Source organism: Rubellimicrobium roseum (assembly GCF_006152145.1).
In the GTDB taxonomy this organism is placed as follows: domain Bacteria; phylum Pseudomonadota; class Alphaproteobacteria; order Rhodobacterales; family Rhodobacteraceae; genus Rubellimicrobium; species Rubellimicrobium roseum.
The window spans coordinates 58,732-82,461 of the sequence record NZ_VDFV01000004.1; the positions used below are offsets into that span (position 1 = coordinate 58,732).

The window sequence follows — 23,730 nt, forward strand, 5'->3', positions numbered from 1 at the left end:
TTCGTCCGGTCGCCTAAAGTTTCAAGCCTGAAAATTTCAAGCTTGAAATGTCACCCGCCTCTGCCATCCTGCCTGCCAGACTCACCCGCCTCGGGAGGGACGCGGACCATGAAGATCCTGTGCCTCGGCGGGGGGCCCGCCGGCCTCTACTTCGCCATCTCGATGAAGCTGCGCGACCCGGCGCACGAGGTCACGGTGCTGGAGCGCAACCGCGCCGCCGATACCTTCGGATGGGGCGTGGTGCTGTCCGACGACGCATTGAGCCGGATGCAGAGGAACGATCCCGCCAGTACGCAGGCGATCCGGGACCGGTTCGCCTACTGGGACGACATCGCCGTGATCCACAAGGGCACGCGCACCGTCTCGGGCGGACACGGCTTCGCGGGGATCGGGCGCAAGGCGCTGCTCGTGCTGCTGCAGGACCGCGCGCGAGAGCTGGGCGTCGAGCTGCACTTCGAGACGGAGTTCCAGACCGCCGAGTCCTACCGCCGCGAGTACGACCTCGTGGTGGCCTGCGACGGCATCAACAGCCGCGTCCGCAAGGAATTCGCCGAGGTGTTCCAGCCGGACATCGACCTGCGCGTCTGCAAGTTCGTCTGGCTCGGCACCCGCCAGACCTTCGCCAACGCCTTCACCTTCATCTTCGAGGCAACCGAGCACGGCTGGGTCTGGGCCCACGCCTACCAGTTCGACCGGGACACCGCGACCTTCATCGTCGAGTGCCGCCCCGAGACCTGGGACCGCTGGGGCTTCGAGCACATGACCAAGGAGGAGACCGTCGCCACCTGCGAGCGGATCTTCGCGAGGCACCTCGACGGCCATGCTCTCATGTCCAACGCCGCCCACCTGCGCGGCGCGGCCGTCTGGCAGCAGTTCCCCCGGGTGATCTGCGAGAAGTGGTATCACGGGAACGTCGTGCTGATGGGCGACGCCGCCGCGACGGGGCACTTCTCCATCGGCTCGGGCACGCGGCTCGCCATCGACAGCGCCATCGCTCTGGCCGACTATCTGCACAGCGAGCCCACGCTGGAGGACGCCTTCCGCCGCTACCAGAAGGAGCGGCGCGTCGAGGTCCTTCGGCTCCAGTCCGCCGCCCGCAACAGCCTCGAATGGTTCGAAGAGGTCGAGCGCTACCTCGACATGCCACCCGTGCAGTTCGCCTATTCGCTGCTCACCCGATCCCAGCGCATCAGCCACGAGAACCTGCGCCTGCGCGACCCCAAGTGGCTCTCCGAGGCCGAGGCCTGGTTCCAGCGCCAGGCCGGCGGGCAGGAGGCGCGCGCGCCGATGTTCGCGCCCTTCACCCTGCGGGACATGCGGCTCAGGAACCGGATCGTCGTCTCGCCCATGGCGCAGTACAAGGCGGTGAACGGCTGCCCGACCGACTGGCACTTCGTCCACTACGCCGAGCGGGCCAAGGGTGGCGCGGGCCTCGTCTATACCGAGATGGCCTGCGTGAGCCCCGAAGGCCGCATCACCCCCGGCTGCCCCGGCACCTACGCGCCCGAACATGAGCGCGAATGGACGCGCCTCGTGGACTTCGTCCACCGCGAGACCGAGGCGCGCCTTTGCCTCCAGATCGGCCACGCGGGCCGCAAGGGCTCGGTTCAGGTCCCTTGGGACGACGATGAGATGCCGCTTCGCGACGGCAACTGGCCCCTCCTCGCGCCCTCCGCGATCCCATGGTCCCCTCGGCACCAGACCCCGAAGGAGATGGACCGCGCCGACATGGACCTCGTGTGCGAGCAGTTCGCCGAGGCCGCGCGGATGGCCGAGCGCGCGGGATTCGACATGATCGAGTTGCACGCCGCGCACGGCTATCTCCTGTCGTCCTTCATCAGCCCCGTCTCCAACCGGCGGACGGACGACTACGGCGGTAGCCTCGAGAACCGGATGCGCTTCCCGCTGGAGGTCTTCCGCGCCATGCGGGCCGAATGGCCGCAGCACAGGCCCATGTCCGTCCGCGTCTCGGCCACCGACTGGATGGGCGAGGCCGGCGTGACCCCGCAGGAGGCGGTGCGCATCGCTAGGATGTTCCACGAGGCCGGGGCCGACATCATCGACGTGAGCGCGGGCCAAACCTCCACCGACGCCAAGCCCGTCTATGGCCGGATGTTCCAGACTCCGCTCTCGGACCGCATCCGCAACGAGGGCGGCATGGCCACGATGGCGGTCGGCAACATCACCGACCCCGACCAGGTCAACGGCATTCTGATGGCGGGGCGCGCCGACCTCGTCTGCCTCGCCCGCCCGCACCTCACGGACCCCTACTGGACGCTGCACGCCGCGATCCAGATGGGCGACGACGCGACCGAATGGCCCGCCCCCTATCACCGCGGCCGCGACCAGGCGCGGCGACTCCGTCAGAAGGCGCAGGAGGCTATCCGTGCCTAGGAGCCGCGTATGACGCTGACAGGACGCCGCGTGCTGGTGACGGGCGGGGGCACGGGCCTCGGCCGCGACCTCGCGCGCGGCTTTACCGCCGAGGGCGCCGAGGTCGTGATCGCCGGGCGCACCTGCGCGACGCTGGAGGAGACCGCCTTCGCCACCGGCGCGCGCTGGGTGCAGGCGGACGTGACCGATCCGCAGGCCGTGGCGCGGATGTTTGACGAGGCCGGGCGCTGCGACATCGTCGTGGCCAACGCGGGCGCGGCCGAGAGCGGCCCCTTCGCCCGCGTCACGCACGACGACTGGCAGCGCATGATCGCAGTGAACCTCACCGGCGTCTTCCTGACCTTTCAGGAGGGGCTGCGGCGCATGGGCGACTGGGGCCGCCTGCTGGCCGTGGCCTCGACGGCAGGCCTCAAGGGCTACGCCTATGTCGCCCCCTACGCGGCCGCCAAGCATGGCGTCGTGGGGCTCGTCCGCTCCCTTGCGCTGGAGGTCGCGCGCAAGGGCATCACCGCCAACGCTCTCTGCCCCGGCTTCCTCGACACCGAGATGACCGACCGCTCCGTCCAGGCCGTCATGCAGAGCACCGGCCGCTCCGAGCCCGAGGCCCGCGCCGCGCTGGCCGCGCTGAACCCTCAGAAACGACTGATCGCGCCCGCCGAGGTCACCGCCGCCGCGCTCTGGCTCTGCGGTCCGGGGTCCGAGGGAATCAACGGGCAGGCCATCGCCATCAACGGGGGCGAAGCATGAGCGCGCTCGCGAAGCGCCGCCTACGCGCCTGGGTGCGCCTTCTCGGCATCACCCGGCGGACGGAGGCCACCCTCCGCGACCTCCTGCGCGCGCATGACACGACGCTCCCCCGCTTCGACGTGATGGCCGCGCTGCACCGCCGCCGCGACGGCGTGACCATGTCCGAGCTTTCGCGGATGCTCCTCGTGTCGAACGGCAACGCCACGGCGGTCGTGGACCGGCTGGAATCCGAGGGCCTCGTGCGCCGCAGCCCGTCCGAGACCGACCGCCGCACCGTCTTCGTCGCCCTCACGCCCGAGGGCCTGCACATCTTCGAGCGCCTCGCGGCCGAGCACGAGGCGCATGTCGACCACCTCTTCGGAGGGCTCTCCGAGGCCGACCTCGACACCCTGACCGACATCCTCAAGCGCATGGGACCCCGCGATGACCCCGATGGCCGAATGGCGACCGCGCCACTTCTCGTGGGAACTCTCGGGCCGGGTCGCGGCGATCCGCCTCGATAACCCGTCGCGAAAGAACCCGCTGACCTTCGACAGCTACCGCGAGCTGCGCGACACGTTCCGCGCGCTGGCCGACAGCGCCGACGTGGACGTGGTGGTCTTCGGCTCGAACGGGGGCAACTTCTGCTCCGGCGGGGACGTGCACGACATCATCGGGCCGCTGATCGGGCGGCCCATGAAGGACCTCCTCGCCTTCACCCGCCTGACGGGCGACCTCGTGAAGGCGATGCTGACCTGCGGCAAGCCGGTGATCGCCGCCGTGGACGGCGTGGCCGTGGGCGCGGGCGCGATCATCGCCATGGCCGCCGACCTGCGGCTCGCCACTCCTCAGGCGAAATGCGCCTTCCTGTTCACGCGCGTGGGCCTCGCCGGCTGCGACATGGGCGCCTGCGCCATGCTGCCCCGCATCATCGGCCAGGGCCGCGCGGCCGACCTCCTCTACACCGGGCGCACCATGTCCGCCGAGGAGGGCCACGCCTGGGGCTTCTGGAACGCCCTCCACCCCGCCGAGCGGCTGGAGGAGGAGGCGCAGGCCCTCGCCCGCCGCCTCGCGTCGGGGCCGACCTTCGCCCATTCCATGACCAAGACCCAGCTCAGCCAGGAGTGGTCCATGGGCCTGATGGAGGCCATCGAATCCGAGGCGCAGGCCCAGGCCATCTGCATGCAGACCCGCGACTTCGAGCGCGCCTACCGCGCCTTCGTCGCCAAGGACCGCCCCGTGTTCGAGGGGAACTGATGCCGGACCGCACCTTCCTCTCCTGGCCCTTCTTCGAGCCCCGCCATCGCGAGCTGGCCGGGGCACTGGACCAGTGGTGCGCCGCGCATCTCCCCGTCGATCACCACGACACCGACGCGGCCTGCCGCACGCTGGTCCGCGACCTGGGGGCTGCGGGCTGGCTGCAACCGACCGGGGCCGCCGAGGGCGAGACGCTCGACGTCCGCACCCTTTGCCTGATCCGAGAGACGCTGGCCCGCCACGACCCCCTCGCCGACTTCGCCTTCGCCATGCAGGGCCTCGGCATGGGCGCGGTCTCGCTCTTCGGCACGCCCGCCCAGCGCGGCTGGCTCGCCAAGACCCGCGCCGGAGAAGCCATCGCCGCCTTCGCGCTGACCGAGCCCGCCTCGGGCTCCGACGTCGCCGGCACGGCCACCACGGCGCGGCGCGTCCGGGGCGGCTATCTGCTGAACGGCGAAAAGACCTGGATCTCGAACGGGGGTATCGCGGACCTTTACGTCCTCTTCGCCCGCACCGGCGAGGCGCCGGGCGCGAAGGGCCTTTCCGCCTTCCTCCTTCCGGCCTCCACCCCCGGCCTTTCGGTCGTGGAACGGCTTGAAACCATCGCCCCCCACCCCCTCGCCCGGCTGAGGCTGGACGACCTGCACCTTCCCGACGACGCCCTGATCGGGGCCCCCGGCGAGGGCTTCAGGATCGCCATGTCCGTCCTCGACGTCTTCCGCTCCACCGTGGGCGCCGCCGCCCTCGGCATGGCCCGGTGCGCGCTGGATGAATCCGTGGCCCGCGTGAAGGCCCGCACGATCCAGGGCGCCCCCCTCGGGGACCTCCAGATGGTCCAGGGCCACATCGCCGACATGGCGCTCGACATCGACGCGGCGGCCCTCCTCGTCTACCGCGCCGCCTGGACCAAGGACATGGGCGCTCCCCGTGTCACGCGCGAGGCGGCAATGGCCAAGCTCCACGCCACCGAGGCCGCGAGCCGCGTCATCGACGCCGCCGTCCAGCTTCACGGCGGCGACGGCGTGCGCCGCGGCTCGGTGGTCGAGGCGCTCTATCGGGACATCCGCGCCCTTCGCATCTACGAAGGCGCCAGCGACGTGCAGCGCGTCGTGATCGCAAGAGGCGCCCTTCAATGATCTACAAGCGCAGGATCCCTGTCGAGTTCAACCACTGCGACCCCGCCGGGATCGTCTTCTATCCCCGCTACCTGGAGATGACGAACAGCCTCGTGGAGAACTTCTTCCGCGAGATGATGGACTACCCTTTCGCCCGCATGATGTCCGAGGGCGTGGGCACCCCCACCGTCAAGCTGGAGATGGAGTTCCGCGCCCCCTCGCGCCTGGGCGAGGTGCTGGACTGGACGCTGACCGTGCGCCGGGTGGGGCGCACCTCGGCCAAGGTCCGCATCGCGGCCCACGGGCCCGACGCCACGCTGCGGCTCCATGGCGAGGTCACGCTCGTCTTCGCCTCGCTCACCGGCAAGGCGCAGCCCTGGCCCGACCCGATCTGGTCGCGGCTCGAAACCGTCCGGCAGAGGGAGCCCAATGAGCCCGCATGAGGTCCTGCACCCCGCGAGCTGGACGCCCGCCCGAGGCTACGCCAACGGCATCGCGGCGGACGGGCGGATGGTCTTCACCGGCGGCCTGATCGGCTGGACCGCCGACCAGACCTTCGCGACGGACGACTTCGTGGGCCAGGCCGCCCAAGCGCTGCGCAACGTGGTCGAGGTGCTGGCCTGCGCGGGCGCGAGGCCCGAGCATCTCGTGCGGCTCACGTGGTATGTGACGGACAAGTGCGACTACCTCGCCAGCCTCAAGGACCTGGGCCGCGCCTACCGGGAGATCATCGGCAACCACTACCCGGCCATGGCGCTGGTGCAGGTCGCAGCCCTCGTGGAGGATCGCGCCAAGGTCGAGATCGAGGCCACCGCCGTCATCCCCAGGGAGGCTCCATGACCGCGCAGACGCTCGCCCGCCCCCTCGCGCTCGGCCCCTCGGGCCACGTGGACACCTTCGCCCGCGACCGCCTGCCGCCCGCCGACCAGTGGCCCGAGATCCGGCTCGACGGCTTCGACTATCCCGACTGGCTCAACGCCGCCGTGGAGCTGACCGACCGCATGGTCGAGCGCGGGCACGGCGACCGGATCGCCCTCATCGGCAACGGCCGGAGCCGCACCTACAAGGAGCTGGCCGACTGGACCAGCCGCATCGCCCACGCCCTCGTGGACGACTACGGCGTGCGGCCCGGCCACCGCGTGCTGATCCGCTCGGCCAACAACCCCGCGATGGTCGCCTGCTGGCTCGCGGCCACCAAGGCCGGCGCCGTGGTCGTCAACACCATGCCGATGCTGCGAACCGGGGAACTGGCCAGGATCGTGGACAAGGCCGAGATCGGCCTCGCGCTCTGCGACACGCGGCTGATGGACGACCTCGTCGCCTGCGCCAAGGACTCGCGGCACCTGAAGACGGTGATCGGCTTCGACGGCACCGCCAACCATGACGCGGAACTGGACCGTGCCGCCCTCCAGAAGCCCGTGCGCTTCGACCCGCCCCCCGTGGGGCGCGACGACGTGGCGCTCCTCGCCTTCACCTCCGGCACAACCGGAGAGCCCAAGGGCACCATGCACTTCCACCGCGACCTCCTCGTGATCGCTGACGGCTACGCCAGGGAGGTGCTGGCCGTCACCCCCGACGACGTCTTCGTGGGCTCCCCGCCCCTCGCCTTCACCTTCGGCCTGGGCGGCCTCGCGGTCTTCCCCCTCCGCTTCGGCGCCTCCGCCGCGCTGCTGGAGCAGGCGACGCCCCCGAACCTCATCGACATCATCCAGCGCCACCGCGCCACGGTCTGCTTCACCGCCCCCACCGCCTACCGCGTCATGCTCAAGGCCATGGCCGAGGGCGCGGACCTCTCCTCGCTCCGCGCCGCCGTCAGCGCCGGCGAGACCCTGCCCGCCCCCGTCCATGACGAATGGATCAGCCGCACCGGCAAGCCCATCCTCGACGGCATCGGCGCGACCGAGATGCTCCACATCTTCCTGACGAACCGCTTCGACGACCACCGCGGCGGCTGCACGGGCAGGCCCGTCGCGGGCTACGAGGCGCGCATCGTGGACATGCACATGCAGGAGATGCCCCGCGGCGAGGTCGGACGGCTCGCGGTGCGCGGTCCCACCGGCTGCCGCTACCTCGCCGACGACCGCCAGCGCGCCTACGTGCAGGAGGGCTGGAACCTCACCGGCGACAGCTTCTGGCAGGACGAGACGGGCCATTTCCACTTCGCCGCCCGCTCGGACGACATGATCGTCTCGTCGGGCTACAACATCGCGGGCCCCGAGGTGGAGGCCGCGCTCCTCGCGCATCCGGCCGTCCTCGAATGCGCGGTCATCGGCCAGCCCGACGAGGAGCGCGGCCAGATCGTCGAGGCGCATGTCGTCCTCGCGGACGGCCACGCGGCCGACCCGCTCACGGAACGCCTCCTTCAGGACCACGTCAAATCCGTCATCGCCCCCTACAAGTATCCCCGCCGCGTGGTCTTCACCGAGTCCCTGCCCAAGACCGCGACGGGCAAGATCCAGCGCTTCCGGCTGCGCCGATGACCGCCGCCTACGATCCCGAGGAGGACGGCGCCCAGACCGACTTCCGGTCCCGGATGTCCTACGGCGACTACCTGCGGCTCGACCAGATCCTGACGGCGCAGGCCCCCCTGACCGACGCCCATGACGAGATGCTATTCGTCATACAGCACCAGACCTCGGAACTGTGGATGCGCCTCGCCATCCACGAGATCGCCGCCGCGCGGGCCCGCATCGCGCAGGACGACGTCGCCCCCGCCATGAAGATGCTCGCCCGCGTGTCCCGCATCTTCGAGCAGCTCAACAACGCCTGGGACGTCCTTCGCACCATGACGCCCGCCGACTACACCCGCTTCCGCGCGCAGCTTGGGGAATCCTCGGGCTTCCAGTCGCGCCAGTACCGCGTGATCGAATACATGCTGGGCAACCGCAACGCGGCGATGCTCAGGCCCCACGCCCACGACGAGGCGGTGACCGCGATGCTGCGGGCCGAGATGGGCGTCCCCTCCCTCTACGACGAGGCTCTCCGCCTCGCCCATCGCCGCGGCGTGCCCATGCCCGAACAGGTGCTCCGCCGCGACGTCTCCCGCCCGCACGAGTTCAGCGACGAGGTGATGGCAGCCTGGCGCACCGTCTACGAAGAGCCCGAGACCCACTGGCGCCTTTACGAGCTGGCCGAGAAGCTGGTGGACCTGGAGGACTACTTCCGCCGCTGGCGCTTCAACCACGTCACGACCGTGGAGCGCGTCATCGGCTTCAAGCGCGGCACCGGGGGCACGGGGGGCGTCCACTATCTCAAGCGGATGCTGGAGGTGGAACTCTTCCCCGAGCTCTGGCGCGTCCGCACCGTGCTTTAACCCTTCGTTAGACCCACCGTTCGGAGGTGCAAGGAACAGGTAACGGATCGCCCCTACGCTCTGGCTCAACACCCGCCCTTCGTGGCACCCTCGACCCGCACCGCGGCGACAGACCCGCGGACATGACCGACAGGAGAAACCGGATGACCCTCACGCGACGCCTCGCCCTTGCCATGGGCGCGAGCCTCCTCGCCCTTGCCACGACCGCCCAGGCCCAGGACGCCTTGCGCGTCGGCGCCTACCCGGCCAACCCGCCCTGGCAGAACCAGAACGAGGACGGCACCTTCGAGGGCTTCGAGGTCGACATCGTGACCGAGATCGCCAGCCGCATGGGCCGCACGGTCGAGATCCAGCCCTACGACTTCCGCGCGCTCTTCGTCGCCACCGCCTCGGGCCGCGCCGACATGGTGATCTCCTCGCTCACCATCACCGACGAGCGGCTGGAGGCCCAGAGCTTCACGCAGCCCTACGTCGAGGGCGCGCTGGGCATCGGCACGCGCGAGGGCGCGGGCATCGACTCGCTCGACGACCTGAACGGCAAGGTCGTGGGCGCCATCGCCACCAGCTTCGGCGAGACCTACCTCAAGGAGCACGAGGCCGACGCCGGCTACGCGGAGCTGCGCAGCTACGACACGGTCGCCAACATGCTGACCGACCTCCAGAACGGCCGCATCGAGGCCGTGGTGAACGACGAGGTCGGCCTCCGCTACGCCTTCCAGCAGATGCAGGGCCTGACCGTCGGCGGCGCGATCCAGACGGGCGAGCTCTTCGCGATGATGATGCCCAAGGACTCGCCTCTCCTGGAGGAGGTCAACGGCCACATCTCGGACATGAAGAGCGACGGCACCATGGCGCGGCTCTACGAATCGTGGCTGGGCGCCGCCCCCGCCGAGGGCAGCGTCACGGTCACGCCGATGCCCGTCCCGACCTCCGCCTCCGGCAACTGACCCCGACCGGCCGGGCCCCGCGCCCGGCCCTCCCTGCCCGGAGGGCGCGTTGAACGTCATTGACGTCTTCTTCAACACCGAGATCCTGCTCCGCTCCCTGCCGCTGCTGCTGCGGGGGCTGTGGAACACGCTGCTTCTCGGGACATCCACGATCGTGATCGGCACGCTGGTCGGCGTCGCGGTCTGCCTCGTCCGGCTCTACGCCTGGGCGCCCTTCCGGCTGCTCGCGGTCCTCTACGTCGACCTGGTCCGGGCGATCCCGGTGCTCGTGCTGCTGATCCTGGTCTACTTCGCCCTGCCCTTCGGCGGCATCGTCCTCGACCCCTTCCCGGCCGCTCTCCTCGCGCTCTCCGCCGCCCTGGGCGCCTATACGGCCGAGGTGGTCCGCGCCGGGATCCAGGCGGTCCCTGCAGGCCAGTTCGAAGCCGCGAACGCCCTGGGCCTCGGCTTCTGGACCACGATGCGCAAGGTGATCCTGCCCCAGGCGGCCCGCCTCGTGACGCCGCCGCACGTCTCGAACTGCGTGTCCGTCGTCAAGGACACCGCGCTCGCCACGGTGGTCACCATGCCCGAGCTCATGCGTCAGGCGCAGGACGCGCAGGCGCTCTTCGCCAATCCCACGCCGCTCATCGGCGCGGCCCTCATCTACGTCCTCCTCCTCTGGCCGCTGGTGCGGCTGACCGCCTGGCTCGAAGCCCGCTCGCTTCGCGCCCAGGCCCGCTGAGAGTGTTCCCATGACCGACGGCTCCGCCTACTTCCTTTACCACTCGATCGGTCAGTATCCCGGCAAGTCCGCCGACCTCGCCGCCGCGATGGCCCAGTTCGGCTCTGTCTGGGGCGCCTGCGACGACAACCAGTGGGGCTACGCCCTGGGACAGCGCGCGGCCTTCCTCGATCGCTGGCGCGCGATCCTGAACGCCCCCGAAGGTTCCGTCACCACCTGCGAGAGCGTCACGCAGGGCTTCCACGCCCTCCTCACCGCGCTGCCCGAGAGATACCTGAAAGGCAGGCGCGTCCTCGTCGCCACAGATGCCTTCCCGTCCAACCACTTCCTTCTTCAGGGCTTGGCTTCCCGCCTCGGCTTCATGCTCGACACCGTGCCGATGCGCCAGGGCTCCCCCTGGGTCGAGCCCGAGGACTTCATGGACCGCTGGGGCCCCGACGTGGGCGTGGCGCTCCTGACCTGGGTTTCTTCCACCTCCTCCCACCGCCTCGACCTCACCCCCCTCGTCGCGCAGGCCCGCGCCATGGGCTCCCTCGTCGGCGTGGACGTGACGCAGGCGGCGGGGCTCCTGCCTTTCGACGCGACCGCGCCCGCCATCGACTTCACTCTTTCCACCTCGCTCAAGTGGATGTGCGGCACCCCCGGCGCCGGCATCCTCCACGTCGCGCCCCACCTCCTGGCCGAGTGCCAACCCGAGGTGCGCGGCTGGTTCAGCCAGGACAACCCTTTCAACTGGGACATCACGAAGTTCGGCTTCGCCCCCGACATCCGCCGCTTCGATTCGGGCACCCCCGGCATCGTCGCCGCGCTGGCTTCCCTTCCCGCCCTCGACTGGCACGCGTCACAGGACCACGCGGCGCTGCTGGCCCACAACCGGCGCCTGACCGCCCGGATCATCGCGGCGGCCGACGACCTCCGCCTCCCCCTCGCCACCCCGCGCGAGGAGGCCCGCCGCGGCGGCAGCGTCATGCTCCGCCTGCCGGACGACCGTCCCGCCCCGCAAGTGGTCGCCAACCTGCGGGACCAGGGCCTCACCGCCGACTCGCGCGGCCAGACCCTCCGCCTGTCGCCCGGCGTCCTGACGACCGAAGAGGGCACCGACCGCCTGATCGACGCGCTGGCCCGCCACATGGGCCGCGCGATCTCCACCTTAACGGCCCGCTAGAGGCCACCCCAGCAGAGAGGAGACCGACCCATGACCGCCAATCCGATGCTCGACCCGGGCCGCTTCAAGCTCGGCACCTTCTCGACGAACTGCTCCTCGGGCATGACGCCCACCAAGGTCCCGGAGCGCTGGAACAACTCCTGGGACAACAACCTCAAGCTCGCGAAGATGCTCGACGCCGCCGGCATCGATTTCATGCTGCCCATCGCCCGCTGGATCGGCTACGGCGGCGAGACGGACTTCCACGGCGGCGTGCTCGAGACGATGACCTGGGCGGCGGGCCTGCTGGCGGCGACCGAGCGCATCGCCGTCTTCGCCACCATCCACACCGCCGCCAACCACCCGGTCGTCGTGGCCAAGCAGATCGCCACCATCGACCAGATCGGCCACGGGCGCGCCGGGCTCAACATCGTCGCAGGCTGGAACAAGCCCGAATACGAGGCGCTGGGCCTCCAGCTCCCCGACGATCACGAGACGCGCTACGGCTACGCGCAGGAGTGGTTCGACGTGGTGCGCAAGCTGTGGTCCTCGCCCGAGCACTTCGACTGGGACGGCCAGCATTTCCACCTCAGGCGCGTGAAGGGCGACCCCGCCCCGGTCCGCGGCTCGGTCCCGATCATCAACGCCGCGGGCTCCCCGCAGGGGCGCGGCTTCGCCACCGACAACGCGGACTTCCTCTTCACCCCGGCCATCGACCTGTCGCGCTCCACGGGCGAGATCGCCGAACTCAAGGCCCAGGCCCGCGCCAAGGGCCGCAGCGTGGACGTTCTGACCTTCTCGCACGTCATCTGCCGCCCGACCGAAGCCGAGGCGCAGGAGTTCCTGCACTACACCGCCGTCGAGAATGCCGACCACGAGGCCGTGGACAATCTCGTGCGGCTCCAGTTCGCCCACGCCCACAGCTTCCCGCACGATCTTCTCGCGCAGATCAAGCACCTCTTCGCCATGGGCCATGGCGGCTACCCGCTGGTGGGCACCCCCGACCAGGTGGCCGAGGGCATCCTGCGGCTCCACCGCGCGGGCTTTGCGGGCACGACCCTGTCCTTCGTCGACTACGTGGAGGAGTTCCCCTACTTCCGCGACGAGGTCCTCCCGCGCCTAGAGGCCGCCGGCATCCGGGGCGGGAGCGTCGCGCGGCGTCAGCCTGTCGTGGCGGAATGACCGACGGCCCCGACAAGGCGGCCTTCCGCGCCGCGCTCGCCGCCTTTGCCGGGCCCTGCTCGGTGGTCGCGGCGGGCCGGCCGGGCGAACGGACGGGGCTGATCGTCACCTCCTGCGTCTCGCCCTCGGCCGACCCGCCGCTCCTCCTGGCCGCGATCTCCGCCCGGGCCTCGACGCTCGCCGCCATCGAGCGCGAGGGCTGCTTCGGCTGGAGCGTGCTGGGCGAGGCGCACGAAGCCGTCGCCCGCCGCTTGGCGGGCTTCGGCGGCATCAAGGGCGAGGCGCGGTTCGAAGGCGCGGACTGGGCGGCGCTGGAGACCGGCGCCCCCCTCCTCGCGGACGCCCCGGCCACCTTCGACTGCACGCTGGAGGACCTGATCCCGCGCGAGGGCTACACGGTGGTCCTCGGCCGCGTCCGTGCCCTGCGGATCGGCCACGGCGGCGCGCTTCTCTGGCATCGTGGCGGCTGGCGACCCCTGCCCGCCCCCTAGGCGAAGCTGCGGACGGTGCGCAGCGCATCATCCAACGCCTTGCCCGCCTCGTCCTTCAGCGCCGCCTCGCGCAACCGGCGCAGCCATTCGGCGGCATCCGGGCGCCCTTTCAGCAGAGGCAGCGCCTCCAGCACCCGGTCGAACTTGGACAAGCCCCGCGCATGGGTATCCGAATAGCCCTTGATGAGCCGCCGGCAGCGGATGACCTCGACGGCAAGGTCGTAGTCCTGCTGGCCGAGCGCGAGCGCCAGCCAAGCCTCGCGGTGCGCGACCTCCCTGCCGTGGCGCAGCGTCCGCCGCCGCCAGTCTTTCAATCCGCCCAGGGCATGCAGGAGCAGGAACGATGGCAGCCGGTCAGTCCGCAGCCGTCGCCCGCGCGCGAAGACCCGACCCAGGAGCCGCATCGCCCGCGCGCTCCCCTCGAGCCGTGCGCCCAAAGGCGCCGGGAACAGCCCCACGATCTCCTCGGCGCGCGGATGCATGAACTCGGTGAGGTGCAGGAGTCGCCCCTCCTGCGCGCCCATCTCGCCTGCGATTCGCCGGAAGCGGCTGTCCCGCGTCTTGAGATCCGCCACCCGGATCACGTCATCATAGGCCATGGCGTTGGCGAGGTGCTTGGCCACCTCACGCGACAGAAGATGCCCACGCCCGGCGTCGTCCCGCGCGACGATCGCCTCCAGCCGGTCCAGGTACTCGGCCCCATACCGCAGGTCCTGGAAGTCCACGACCTTCCGCAGCCCTGCCCCGGCCATTTCGGCGACGGGCTCGGGCATCCGCCGCACCCGCGCCAGAAGCCGCTCCCACTCGCCCCGCAGATGCGTCGGCCCGGCGCCGATAGCTGGCTGGACCGCCGGTGCCTCGACCGCCAGCGGAGCGGCCAGGGCCGCCTCATAGGCCGCCCCGAAGGCCCGGAGCGACCCTTCGATCCCCTTGCCCCCCGCGCGGATCGCCGCCTCGAAAGCTTCGCGCGGGAAGGGCAGCGCCCCCGACGCCGCCAGTCCGCCAAACAGCGAGGCCGAGATCACCGACCCGTTCGCCCCGGCGATGGCCTCGAAGTCGGCCATCACGATCCGCCGCGCCGCGACCTCCGCCGCCGCGCGCACCTCGTCCGACGACGCGATCCCGTCCCCCGGCACCATCTTCTCGCTCACCGCGAGCGCACGGTGCGTGGAGGCGACGAGCGTGGTCCGGTCCGGCGTGACGAAGCCGCGCAGGATGGCGCGGCCCGCCTCCATCATCTCGGCGGCGATCAGCACGTCCACGTCCCCCGCCGCGGGCATCAGCGAGAACACGGGCGCGCGGTCCGTCACGGGACACATCTCGACGTAGTAGACCGTGGCCCCCGTCCGCTGCGCCACCCCCGCGACCGAAGTCGCCTGCGCCGCGTAGCCGTTCGCGCGGGCGAGGTCCTCGATCCATCCCGTCAGCACGCCCCCGCCCTGCCCGCCTACCGCAAGAACCGCGAGCTTGATGATCCCGCCCAGCCGCGGGTCTGCCGCGGTCACCGGCTCCTGCACCGTCACGCCACGCCCTCGAAGTTCAGCCGCCGCGCCCGGCGCCGCGCCTGCAGCCATCCGATGACCCGCGCCCGCCACCCGGCCCAGCGCGCCTCCCAGGGCGCAGGGTTGTGGACCACGTCCGCGCGATAGAAGCTCGGGCACAGCACCGCCGCGTCCGCCACCTCGCCGCAGTTGCCGCAACCCACGCAGCTCGGGTCGATGCTGGCCACCGGATCATCCCGCAGCGGATCGTCCAGCTTCTTGAGCGACAGCGACGGGCAACCCGACAGCCGGATGCAGGCGTGATCCCCCGTGCAGACGGCCTCGTCCACGCCGAAGCGCGGGGCCTCGACCCGCCGCCCTTCCCTGATGGCCTGAGTGCGCAACGGCTTCTCGCGCCGCTGCCGGTTCAGCATGCACTCGCTTGAGGCCACGATGACCTTGGGCCCCTTCGCGTCCGTGGTCAGCGCCTCGCGGATCACGTCGCGCATCCGGCGCACGTCGTAGGTCCGGTCCACCTGCCGGACCCAGGTGATGCCCACGCCGTTCAGCGCCTTGGCGATGGGGTGCTTCGTGGCCTTGGTCGGGTTTTCCGCGCGGGACGACATGATGTCCTGCCCTCCGGTCGCAGCGGAATAATAGTTGTCCACGACGATCGCCACGCCGTCCGACTTGTTGAACGCCATGTTGGTGAAGGACGACGACAGCCCGTTGTGCCAGAAGCCCCCGTCCCCGATGATCGAGACCGGCCGCCGCTCGCCCCCGCCGTCAAAGGCCGCGTTCGCCGCGGGTCCCAGCCCATAGCCCATGGTCGCCCCCCCGATCTCGAAAGGCGGCAGGCTCGCGAACAGATGGCAGCCGATGTCGGCGCTGATCTGGTGCTTGCCCAGTTCCTTCTCCACGAGCTTCATCGCCGCGAAGATCGGCCGCTCGGGGCAGCCCGTGCAGAACCCCGGCGGACGGATCGGCACCGTCTTCGACAGGTCCGGGATCACGGGGCCGGGCGCGTTCGGGGCCAGCGCCACGGCGGGCAGCAGCTTGGGCGCCGCCTCGCGCAGGAAGCGCCCCACGGCGTCGAGCATCACCTGCCCCGTGTACTCCCCCGCCATCGGGAACACGTCCTTGCCGCGCAGGCGCACGGGGCTTCCCGCGCGATAGAGATGGGTGGACAGCATCTGCTCGATGAACTCGGGCTGCCCCTCCTCCACGACGAGCACCTCGCCCTTGCCCTCGCAGAACTCCAGGAACTCGGAGGCCACCAGCGGGTAGGTGACGTTCAGCACGTAGATCGGGACCTGCGTCTCGCCGAAGATGTCGGCCAGGCCCAGCCGCTGCAGCGCCCGGATCAGCCCGTTGTAATGCCCGCCCTGCACGACGATCCCGACCGGGGCCTCCTTCGGCCCGAAGACCTCGTTCAGCCCCCGCTCGCGGATGAACCGCTCGGCGGCGGGCCAGCGGGTGCGGATCTTGTCCTGCTCGTGCGCGAAGGACATGGGCGGCAGCACCACGCGGGCGAAGTCCGACCGGGGCGCCGACAGCGCGTCCCGCACCGACAGCGTGGGCCGGCGGTTGTCCTTCGTCGCGAAGGTCCCCGTCACGTGGCAGGACCGGATGCGCACCATCAGCATGACGGGCGTGTTGGTGGCCTCGGACAGCTCGAACCCGTCCCCCACCGCCTTGACGATGCAGGGCAGGTTCGGGCGCGGATCGAGCAGCCAGAACTGCGATTTCATGGCAAAGGCGTGCGTCCGCTCCTGCATGATCGAGGAGCCTTCGCCATAGTCCTCGCCCACGATCACCAGCGCGCCCCCGGTCACGCCGGATGAGGCGAGGTTCGCCAGCGCGTCCGAGGCGACGTTGACCCCCACGGACCCCTTGAACGTCACCGCCCCCCGGATCGGGTAGTGCACGGAGGCCGCCAGCATCGCCGCCGCCGCCGCCTCGTTGGCATTGGCCTCGTAGCGCACGCCCAGCTCGCCCAGCAGCTCCTCGGCGTCGGCCAGCACGTCCATCAAGTGGCTGATCGGCGCCCCCTGGTAGCCGCCGACATAGCCCACGCCGTTCTCCAGAAGCGCCTTGGTGATGGCGAGAATGCCCTCGCCCGTGAAGGTCTCGCCCTCGCCCAGCCTCAGCTTGGCGATCTCCTCCTTGAAGGACCTCTCGGCCATGGGGTGCCTCCCTCAGATGTCGTGCCGCCGCACGTTCGCCAGGATCTTCTGGAGCGTGCCTACGAAGGCCCGTCGCTCCTCGTCGGGGATGCCGCGGAACATATGGGCCTGGGCCTCGGCCATGTGGGGCCAGAGCCGGTCGAAAGCCGCGCGACCTTCGTCGGTCAGGCTGACCCGCGTGCCGCGGCTGTCGTCCGGGTCCGCCTCGCGCCGCACCAGCCCCTCGGCGTCCAGAGCGTCCAGCGCCCGGCTCAGCGTGGACTGCTCGACCACCGCATGGACGGCCAGTTCCCGGATCAGCGGCCGGTCGATCACCGACAGCACGGCGAGCGCCCGCATCTTGGGCGTGGTCAGCCCCAGCCGCGCCATTTCGGCCCGCAGCGAGGCGTTGTAGCGCCCCATGATCCGGTTCATGAGATAGGGCGCATAGCTGGCGAGCCCGACCTCGCCCAGCGACCGCGGCAGGGCCGTGTCCTTCATGCGCCCAGCCCCTTTGCCGCCAGGAACCCCGACCCCCCGCCCAGGCCCGGCCCCGGATGGGTCGACGCGCCGATCTGCACGAGCCCCCTGATCGGCGTCCGCCCGCCCTCGGAATGCTTGAAGGGCCGCCAGAGGAAGAACTGGTCGATGGAGCAGGCCCCGCCATAGGGGTCCCCTCCCACGAGGTTGACGTTCATCCGCTCCAGGTCGGCCGGCGAACAGGCCCGCCGCGCGAGCCTGATCGCGTCGAAGTCGCGGATGTGCCGCTTCAGGATGCCCTCGATCCGGTCCGCGAAGCGCTCCCGCACCTCCTCGGTCCAGGCGCCCTGCGTCGCGATCTCACCCGCCGCATCGCCCTTCACCTCGCGCGGCCCGTCCGGGATCTGGAGCCAGAGGGTCGCCTTGCCCGGCGGGCAGCGCGACGGATCGAGCTTCGACGGCTGGCCCACGCAGATCGTCGGCACCGCCGGCAACAGCCCGCGCTCGCCCTCGTTCGCCGACCGCGACACCGCGTCCACGCCGTCCGTCAGGTGGACCAGCGCCACGTCGTCGAGCCCCGGCGACAGCCACTCCGGCGCCCGGTCGAGCGCATAGTGAAGCTGGAAGTTGCCCCGTCCGTAGCGGTACCGCCGCGCCGCCTCCCGCTCCTTGGGCAGGTCCGCGTCCTCCAGCAGCCGCCCATAGAGCTGCGTGGGCGTCACCGAGGCCAGCACCGACCCGGCCGCGATCCGCTCGCCCCCCGCCAGCTCCACGCCGGTCACACGGCCCTTTTCGTGCAGGATGCGCCGCACGTCGGCCCCGGTCCGAACGGCGCCGCCCTTCTCCTCGATCAGCCGCCGGAACGCCTCGGCCGCCCGCCCCGATCCGCCCTTGGCGACCGGAGCGCCCGCCGCCTCCAGCGCGAAGGCGATGACGCGCCCCATCTGCCCCGAATAGGCGCTCTCGGGCGTCAGCCCCGCGTGCAGCCCCCAGGGCGCCCAGAGCGCCTGCACCATCGGGCTCTCATAGGTGCTCTCCAGCCACCCGCGCGACGAGATCAGTGACTGCCCGAACCACTCGGCCAGCCCCCGCGTTCCCCGCTTCCACGCCTGACCGCCGACCATGCGGGCGGTCTGCCCGCTCCAGATCGGCCCGCCCAGCAGCCCGAAGAGGAACGGCGCGTCCCGCTCCACGCCGCCCACGTCCTCGACGTGCCTATCCCCGTCGCCGGGGGCGAGCGCGTTGAAGGCCGCCACATTGGCCGCCCGGTCCATCGTCAGCACCAGCGCCGAGCCATCGGGCCGCACGACCGCCGTCGGGTGCGGCGAGTGAACGAACTCCAGCCCGTGCCGCTCCAGCTCCCCGCCCAGCGCGCCATAGGCCGGCCCGGTCACGAACAGCACCCAGGTCGCCGCCATCGCGTCGATCCGGAAGCCGGGGATCAGCTCCTCGGTCCGCAGGCAGCCGCCCACCACGCTCTCGCGCTCCAACACCGTCACGCGCCCGCCCTTGAGCGACAGCATCGCCGCCGCGACCAGCGCGTTGATGCCCGAGCCGATGACGACGTGGTGGGCCGCCATCCCGTCAGCCCCGCGGCACGAGAGCCAGCGCCCGGATGGGCGAGCCCGTCCCGTTCTTGATCTTGAGCGGCGCCGCGATCAGGACCGCCCCCTTGGGCGGCAGCCGGTCGAGATTGGCCAGCGACGCGAGCCCGTAGCGGTCCGCCTTGTGCAGCAGGTTGTGCGCCGGGAAGGGCGGGGTCATCCCCCCGGCCTGCCCCGCATCCGTGCCGATGCACTGGCTCCCCCAGCCCACGATGCCCTTGGACAGCAGGTACTCGATGACCTCGGCCGTCGGCCCCGGCGTGTGCGGCCCCGTCGCATCGGCGTTCAGGAAGGCCGCCTCGTCATGGGCGCGCTTGTCCCAGTCGGTGCGCAAGACGACCCACTCGCCCTCGCCGATCTCGCCGTGCTCGGCCTCCCAGGCTTTCACATGCTCGACCGTGAGCAGGAAGTCCGGGTTCTCGCCGGCCTCCTTCGAGCAGTCGATGACGTTCACCGGCGCCACCAGCCGCTGCACCGGCAGCGTGTCCGTGTAGCCGTCCTCGTAGTCCTTGCCGGTGATCCAGTGGTGCGGCGCGTCGAAGTGGGTGCCCGAATGCTCCCCGACCTTGAGCCAGTTCCACGCCCAGAACGGCCCGTCCTGGTCGTATTCGCTGATCCGGTGGATCTCGATCGGCGGCGTGTCCTTGGCCAGTTCCGGCGGCAGCTTGAGGAGCGGCGTCTCCGGCCCCAGCACCCCCGAGCAGTCCACCACGTCGATCCCCCCGGTCAGGATCATCCGCCCGAGGTCCCCCAGCACGTTCGCAGCCGTCACGTCGCGTCTCCCTGTCATGCGCCGGGTCTGCCGCCCGGCTGTCGCGAATCATGCTAGTGGGAATTACATGCGTTCGCAAATATCCTGACATCAGGAAGGCGACGGGGCGCGATGGCCTGTTCGCGTCACTTCCCCGTGGCCGGCGCATCGCCGTCTTCGAGCTGGCACCCAAGCCCGGCGGCGTGGTCCGAACGGCCACCTAGTCCGTAACCGGCTTCCGGTACGACTGTGGGCGATGAACCTGTGGCACTGCGTCGGGCCGGCCTTTGACAGCGCGTATGACGATCAACCCGCGTTGGCCGGCTCGTCCCTCGTCCCTGCCAGCTACCATTCGCCTCGGCCTCACGTGGAGGACGGTCGCGCGGCGTCTCGACCGCTCTCGACGCTGCCGCCGCCCGCATCGCTACCTTCTCCGGGCGCAACGGCCGCACCTGCCGCCGCCCTGCCAGCGCCGTCCCGCAGGAGGCGCCGCCCATCTTGGACCTTCCGGGCCGACCGATGTCGATGCGTGCAGTTGCATCCTTCGGCACGCGGCTGGCTGCACCGGGGCGAGATCGTCGGAAACGACCCCACGACCGCGCCTTCGCCGCCCCGCGAGCCGCCTGCAAGCGCGAACGGCTCGCCGCGACCGCGCTCCCCGATCCGACCAGCCCTAAAACTGACCGGGGGTGTTGCGCGAACCGGGGGAGGACCGTTCGGTGCTGTCAGGTTTCGTTAACCCTCCAAAAGCACACTGGCCCCACGACGCATCCGCACCGTGGGGCCATCATGCCGCGACCGACATCTTCCACCGCCGCGAGGCGGGACTGTGCCCGGCACCCGGGCCGTTCGGCGTCGTGGCAGCAGCGGGCCGAAGCCCGCCCCGCCCATGTCCGACCGTCAGAGATAACGGTTGACCAGGTTCTCCAGCCGCTCCTGACGGCCCGAGCGCGGCTCGGGGTTCACGTTCTCCCGCAGCACCCGCTCCTGGATCGTGCCGAGATCGCTCCCCAGCAGGTCCTGCATCTGGTCCCAGCCCGCGTAGCGTTCGGCCCGCGCCTGCTCCAGCTTGCCGTCCTCCAGCATCCGCGCCGCGGCCTTAAGCCCTGCCGCGCAGCAATCCATCGCGCCGACATGGGCGAGGATCAGGTCCTCGGGGTCGAGGCTCTGCCGCCGCACCTTGGCGTCGAAGTTGGTGCCCCCGGTGGTGAAGCCGCCCGCCTTCAGGACCTCGTAGTAGGCCAGCATCATCTCGGGAACGTTGGTCGGGAACTGGTCGGTGTCCCAGCCCGACTGGTAGTCGTTCTTGTTCATGTCGATGGAGCCCAGCACGCCCAGGGACGCCGCCAGCGCCAGCTCATGCTCGAACGAATGGCCCGCGAGGATGGCGTGCCCCTGCTCGATGTTCAGCTTGACCTCGTTCTCCAGCCCGAAGTCCTTGAGGAAGCCGTACACCGTCGCGACGTCGTAGTCGTACTGGTGCTTGGTCGGCTCCTGCGGCTTGGGCTCGATCAGGATGGTGCCCTCAAAGCCGATCTTGTGCTTGTAGTCCACGACCATGCTCAGGAACCGCCCCGCCTGCTGGCGCTCGCGGCGAAGGTCGGTGTTGAGCAGCGTCTCGTAGCCCTCGCGCCCGCCCCACAGGACGTAGTTCTCGCCCTTCAGCTTGTGGGTCGCGTCCATGCAGGCCTTCACGGTCGCGGCCGAGAACATGAAGACCTCGGGATCGGGGTTGGTCGCCGCCCCGGCCATGAAGCGGCGGTGCGAGAACAGGTTCGCCGTGCCCCAGAGGCACTTGATGTCCGTCCCCTCCATCAGCCCGCCGATGTGGTCGACGACCTCCTCCAGCCGCGACAGGTTCTCGGCAAAGGTCTCGCCTTCGGGCCGGATGTCGGCGTCGTGCCAGCAGAAGTAGGGCGCGCCCAGGATGCGGAACATCTCGAAGGCCTCGTCGGCCTTGCGCTTGGCCAGCTCCATCGTGTCGCCGAACCAGGGCCGCTCGAAGGTCTGCCCGCCGAAGGGGTCGCCGCCCGGCCAGGCGAAGCTGTGCCACCAGGCGACCGAGAAGCGCAGATGGTCGCGCAGGGACTTGCCCATCACGACCTCGTCCGCGTCGTAGTGCCGGAAGGCGAAGTCGTTCTGGGACTCGGGTCCTTCGTAACGGATCTCGGGGATGCCGTCGAAATAGCTCGCAGTGTCTCGCATGATGTCCTCGGTCGGTCAGGCACGCCCCTTCAGGGCGGCATAGGTATCACGGTAGCGCGCATGAGCCTCGGCGAAAGCCGGGGTCAGCGACAAGTCCGGCTCGACGGTCCTGGCGATGGGCGGCGCGGTGGCGATCTCCACCCCCGCCCCGGTCGCGGCCATCAGCCCCAGCCGCGCCGCGCCGAAGGCCCCGCCGAAGTCGCCCGCCACGGGGATCTCGATCGGCAGCCCGAAGGAGGTGGCGATGGCCTTGACCCAGTAGTCCGAGCGCGAGCCCCCGCCCACGGCGATCAGCCGCTCGATCCGCGTCCCCGTCCCGGTCAGCGCGTCGAAGCTGTCGCGGAAGGCATGCGTCACCCCCTCCAGCACCGCGCGAGTCATGGCGGCCCGGTCGGTGGCGTGGTCGAGATGCAGGAACGAGCCCCGGATGCGCGCGTCGTTGTGCGGCGTCCGCTCTCCGCCCAGGTAGGGCAGGAACAGCGTCCGCCCCGGAGCGCGGAGGTCCCCCAGCGCTCCCGTCAGGTCGCTCGCCTTCTGGCCCACGATCTTCGCGTACCAGTTCAGCGCGTCGGCCGCGGCCAGGATCACGCCCATCTGGTGCCAGGTCTCCGGCAGCGCGTGGCAGAAGGTGTGGACCGCGCTCGCCGCGTCGGGCTGGTAGGCCCCCGAGGCGGCGAACAGCACGCCCGAAGTGCCGAGCGAGACGAACGCCTCGCCCGCCTGCACGACGCCCACGCCCACGGCCGACGCCGCGTTGTCGCCGCCGCCCCCGGCCACGACCACGCCCTGCGGCAGCCCCCACTGCATCGCCAGCTCGGCCCGGAGCGCTCCCGACGCCTCGGAGCCCTCCACCAGCCTCGGCATCTGGGCGCGCGTCAGGTGCGTGGCCTCCAGCAGCCCGTCGTCCCAGTCCCGCCTGCCGGTGTCGAGCCACGACGTCCCCGCCGCGTCCGACATCTCGGCCACCGCCTCGCCCGTCAGCCACAGCCGCAGGTAGTCCTTGGGCAGCAGCACCAGCGCCGTGCGTCCGAAGACCTCCGGCTCGTGATTGCGCACCCAGGCCAGCTTGGGCGCGGTGAAGCCCGGGAACACGATGTTCCCCGTGACCTCCCGGAAGCGGGGATCGGCGTCCAGCACCGCGGCCTCCGCATGGCTCCGGGTGTCGTTCCACAGGATGCAGGGCCGCAGCACCTCGTGCCCGGCGTCGACCAGCGTCGCGCCATGCATCTGGCCCGACAGGCCGACGCCCCGGACGCCGGACAGGTCGGCCTTGGCGCCCAGCTCGCGCATCACGCGGTCGGTGGCGGTCAGCCAGGTGGCCGGGTCCTGCTCGGACCAGCCGTCATGCGGGCGGCTGACCTCCAGCGGGGCGGTCGCCTCCGCCCGGATCGCCTGCCCGTCGTCGATCAGCACACCCTTGAGACCGGAGGTGCCGAGGTCGAGGCCGATGTACATGTTGATTCTCCACTCCCCCGCCCACCGTCTAGCATGTCAGTCCGCCGACGTTCACCCCCGGCAACCGCCCCGGGTCGTCGCTCCGCGCGCCCTGCCGACGACGGTCGGCGGCGCCGATCCTCTGACGGGCGCCGTTTCACCGTGCCGCGCCGTTCGCGCCCTGCCCAAGGCTGCATCGCCAGCGCCCAGCCTGCAAGCACTCCTCCGACCCGGGACATGAACGCCGCGCGCCTCGCTCGGGGGCTGCTCCGGCCGGGAACGCCCGTCGCAGCGGGCCTCGCGGCCTTCCGGCACGG

Annotated in this window: 21 protein-coding genes; 14 read left to right on the forward strand and 7 right to left on the reverse strand. The window is 70.8% G+C overall.

Annotated elements, in window-relative coordinates; translation table 11 throughout:
- The first annotated feature begins 108 nt into the window (after positions 1–108).
- The 14 genes from FHG71_RS05570 to FHG71_RS05635 all read left to right on the forward strand — a co-directional run bounded on the left by FHG71_RS05570 (position 109) and on the right by FHG71_RS05635 (position 13,293).
- Entirely contained in the window at positions 109–2,394 is a 2,286-nt protein-coding gene (locus tag FHG71_RS05570) for a bifunctional salicylyl-CoA 5-hydroxylase/oxidoreductase (protein ID WP_139080637.1), read from the forward strand.
- A 9-nt stretch (positions 2,395–2,403) separates the two neighbouring features.
- The gene (locus FHG71_RS05575) at positions 2,404–3,141 is read left to right on the forward strand and encodes an SDR family NAD(P)-dependent oxidoreductase (RefSeq protein ID WP_139080638.1); all 738 of its coding nucleotides are present in this window, start codon (positions 2,404–2,406) and stop codon (positions 3,139–3,141) included.
- The gene (locus FHG71_RS05580; RefSeq protein ID WP_139080639.1) at positions 3,138–3,644 is read left to right on the forward strand and encodes a MarR family winged helix-turn-helix transcriptional regulator; all 507 of its coding nucleotides are present in this window, start codon (positions 3,138–3,140) and stop codon (positions 3,642–3,644) included. Before FHG71_RS05575 ends, FHG71_RS05580 begins: the two co-directional genes overlap by 4 nt.
- Complete coding sequence (locus FHG71_RS05585) at positions 3,574–4,377, forward strand: enoyl-CoA hydratase family protein (RefSeq protein WP_425467327.1); 804 nt, start codon at positions 3,574–3,576, stop codon at positions 4,375–4,377. Before FHG71_RS05580 ends, FHG71_RS05585 begins: the two co-directional genes overlap by 71 nt.
- Positions 4,377–5,513, forward strand: a complete 1,137-nt coding sequence (locus tag FHG71_RS05590) for an acyl-CoA dehydrogenase family protein (RefSeq protein WP_139080641.1) — start codon at positions 4,377–4,379, stop codon at positions 5,511–5,513. Before FHG71_RS05585 ends, FHG71_RS05590 begins: the two co-directional genes overlap by 1 nt.
- Positions 5,510–5,935, forward strand: coding sequence for an acyl-CoA thioesterase (locus FHG71_RS05595; RefSeq protein WP_139080642.1), 426 nt, complete (start codon positions 5,510–5,512; stop codon positions 5,933–5,935). Before FHG71_RS05590 ends, FHG71_RS05595 begins: the two co-directional genes overlap by 4 nt.
- Positions 5,922–6,332 (forward strand): RidA family protein, encoded by a 411-nt coding sequence (locus tag FHG71_RS05600; RefSeq protein ID WP_139080643.1) that lies wholly within the window; start codon positions 5,922–5,924, stop codon positions 6,330–6,332. Before FHG71_RS05595 ends, FHG71_RS05600 begins: the two co-directional genes overlap by 14 nt.
- Entirely contained in the window at positions 6,329–7,972 is a 1,644-nt protein-coding gene (locus FHG71_RS05605; protein WP_139080644.1) for a benzoate-CoA ligase family protein, read from the forward strand. Before FHG71_RS05600 ends, FHG71_RS05605 begins: the two co-directional genes overlap by 4 nt.
- The gene (gene kynA, locus FHG71_RS05610; RefSeq protein ID WP_139080645.1) at positions 7,969–8,805 is read left to right on the forward strand and encodes a tryptophan 2,3-dioxygenase; all 837 of its coding nucleotides are present in this window, start codon (positions 7,969–7,971) and stop codon (positions 8,803–8,805) included. Before FHG71_RS05605 ends, kynA begins: the two co-directional genes overlap by 4 nt.
- Before the next feature lie 143 nt (positions 8,806–8,948).
- Positions 8,949–9,752, forward strand: coding sequence for an ABC transporter substrate-binding protein (locus tag FHG71_RS05615; RefSeq protein WP_139080646.1), 804 nt, complete (start codon positions 8,949–8,951; stop codon positions 9,750–9,752).
- Positions 9,753–9,801: 49 nt separating this feature from the next.
- A complete protein-coding gene (locus FHG71_RS05620; RefSeq protein ID WP_139080647.1) occupies positions 9,802–10,476 on the forward strand; it encodes an amino acid ABC transporter permease in 675 nt (224 codons plus the stop codon).
- A gap of 10 nt (positions 10,477–10,486) precedes the next feature.
- Positions 10,487–11,641, forward strand: coding sequence for an aminotransferase class V-fold PLP-dependent enzyme (locus FHG71_RS05625; RefSeq protein WP_139080648.1), 1,155 nt, complete (start codon positions 10,487–10,489; stop codon positions 11,639–11,641).
- Positions 11,642–11,671: 30 nt separating this feature from the next.
- Positions 11,672–12,802: an LLM class flavin-dependent oxidoreductase gene (locus tag FHG71_RS05630; protein ID WP_218014040.1), complete on the forward strand. Its 1,131-nt coding sequence runs from the start codon at positions 11,672–11,674 to the stop codon at positions 12,800–12,802.
- Positions 12,799–13,293: a flavin reductase family protein gene (locus tag FHG71_RS05635; RefSeq protein WP_139080649.1), complete on the forward strand. Its 495-nt coding sequence runs from the start codon at positions 12,799–12,801 to the stop codon at positions 13,291–13,293. Before FHG71_RS05630 ends, FHG71_RS05635 begins: the two co-directional genes overlap by 4 nt.
- Here the strand turns inward: FHG71_RS05635 and FHG71_RS05640 are convergent.
- The 7 genes from FHG71_RS05640 to xylB form a co-directional block, all read right to left on the reverse strand.
- Positions 13,290–14,816 carry an indolepyruvate oxidoreductase subunit beta family protein gene (locus FHG71_RS05640; protein ID WP_246045356.1) on the reverse strand — a complete coding sequence of 509 codons (1,527 nt, stop codon included), beginning with the start codon at positions 14,814–14,816 and terminating at the stop codon, positions 13,290–13,292. The two genes, FHG71_RS05635 and FHG71_RS05640, sit on opposite strands and share 4 nt — an antisense overlap.
- Positions 14,813–16,960: a thiamine pyrophosphate-dependent enzyme gene (locus FHG71_RS05645; protein ID WP_139080651.1), complete on the reverse strand. Its 2,148-nt coding sequence runs from the start codon at positions 16,958–16,960 to the stop codon at positions 14,813–14,815. Before FHG71_RS05645 ends, FHG71_RS05640 begins: the two co-directional genes overlap by 4 nt.
- A 12-nt stretch (positions 16,961–16,972) precedes the next feature.
- Positions 16,973–17,440, reverse strand: a complete 468-nt coding sequence (locus tag FHG71_RS05650) for a MarR family winged helix-turn-helix transcriptional regulator (protein WP_139080652.1) — start codon at positions 17,438–17,440, stop codon at positions 16,973–16,975.
- Positions 17,437–18,999 (reverse strand): phytoene desaturase family protein, encoded by a 1,563-nt coding sequence (locus FHG71_RS05655; protein ID WP_139080653.1) that lies wholly within the window; start codon positions 18,997–18,999, stop codon positions 17,437–17,439. The genes FHG71_RS05650 and FHG71_RS05655 overlap by 4 nt, the downstream gene beginning before the upstream one ends.
- A 4-nt stretch (positions 19,000–19,003) precedes the next feature.
- On the reverse strand, positions 19,004–19,795 hold the full coding sequence (locus FHG71_RS05660; RefSeq protein WP_139080654.1) for a cyclase family protein: 792 nt from the start codon (positions 19,793–19,795) through the stop codon (positions 19,004–19,006).
- 879 nt (positions 19,796–20,674) lie between these two features.
- Positions 20,675–21,979: a xylose isomerase gene (gene xylA / locus FHG71_RS05665; RefSeq protein ID WP_139080655.1), complete on the reverse strand. Its 1,305-nt coding sequence runs from the start codon at positions 21,977–21,979 to the stop codon at positions 20,675–20,677.
- A 15-nt stretch (positions 21,980–21,994) separates the two neighbouring features.
- Complete coding sequence (xylB, locus tag FHG71_RS05670; protein WP_139080656.1) at positions 21,995–23,434, reverse strand: xylulokinase; 1,440 nt, start codon at positions 23,432–23,434, stop codon at positions 21,995–21,997.
- Positions 23,435–23,730: the final 296 nt, after the last annotated feature.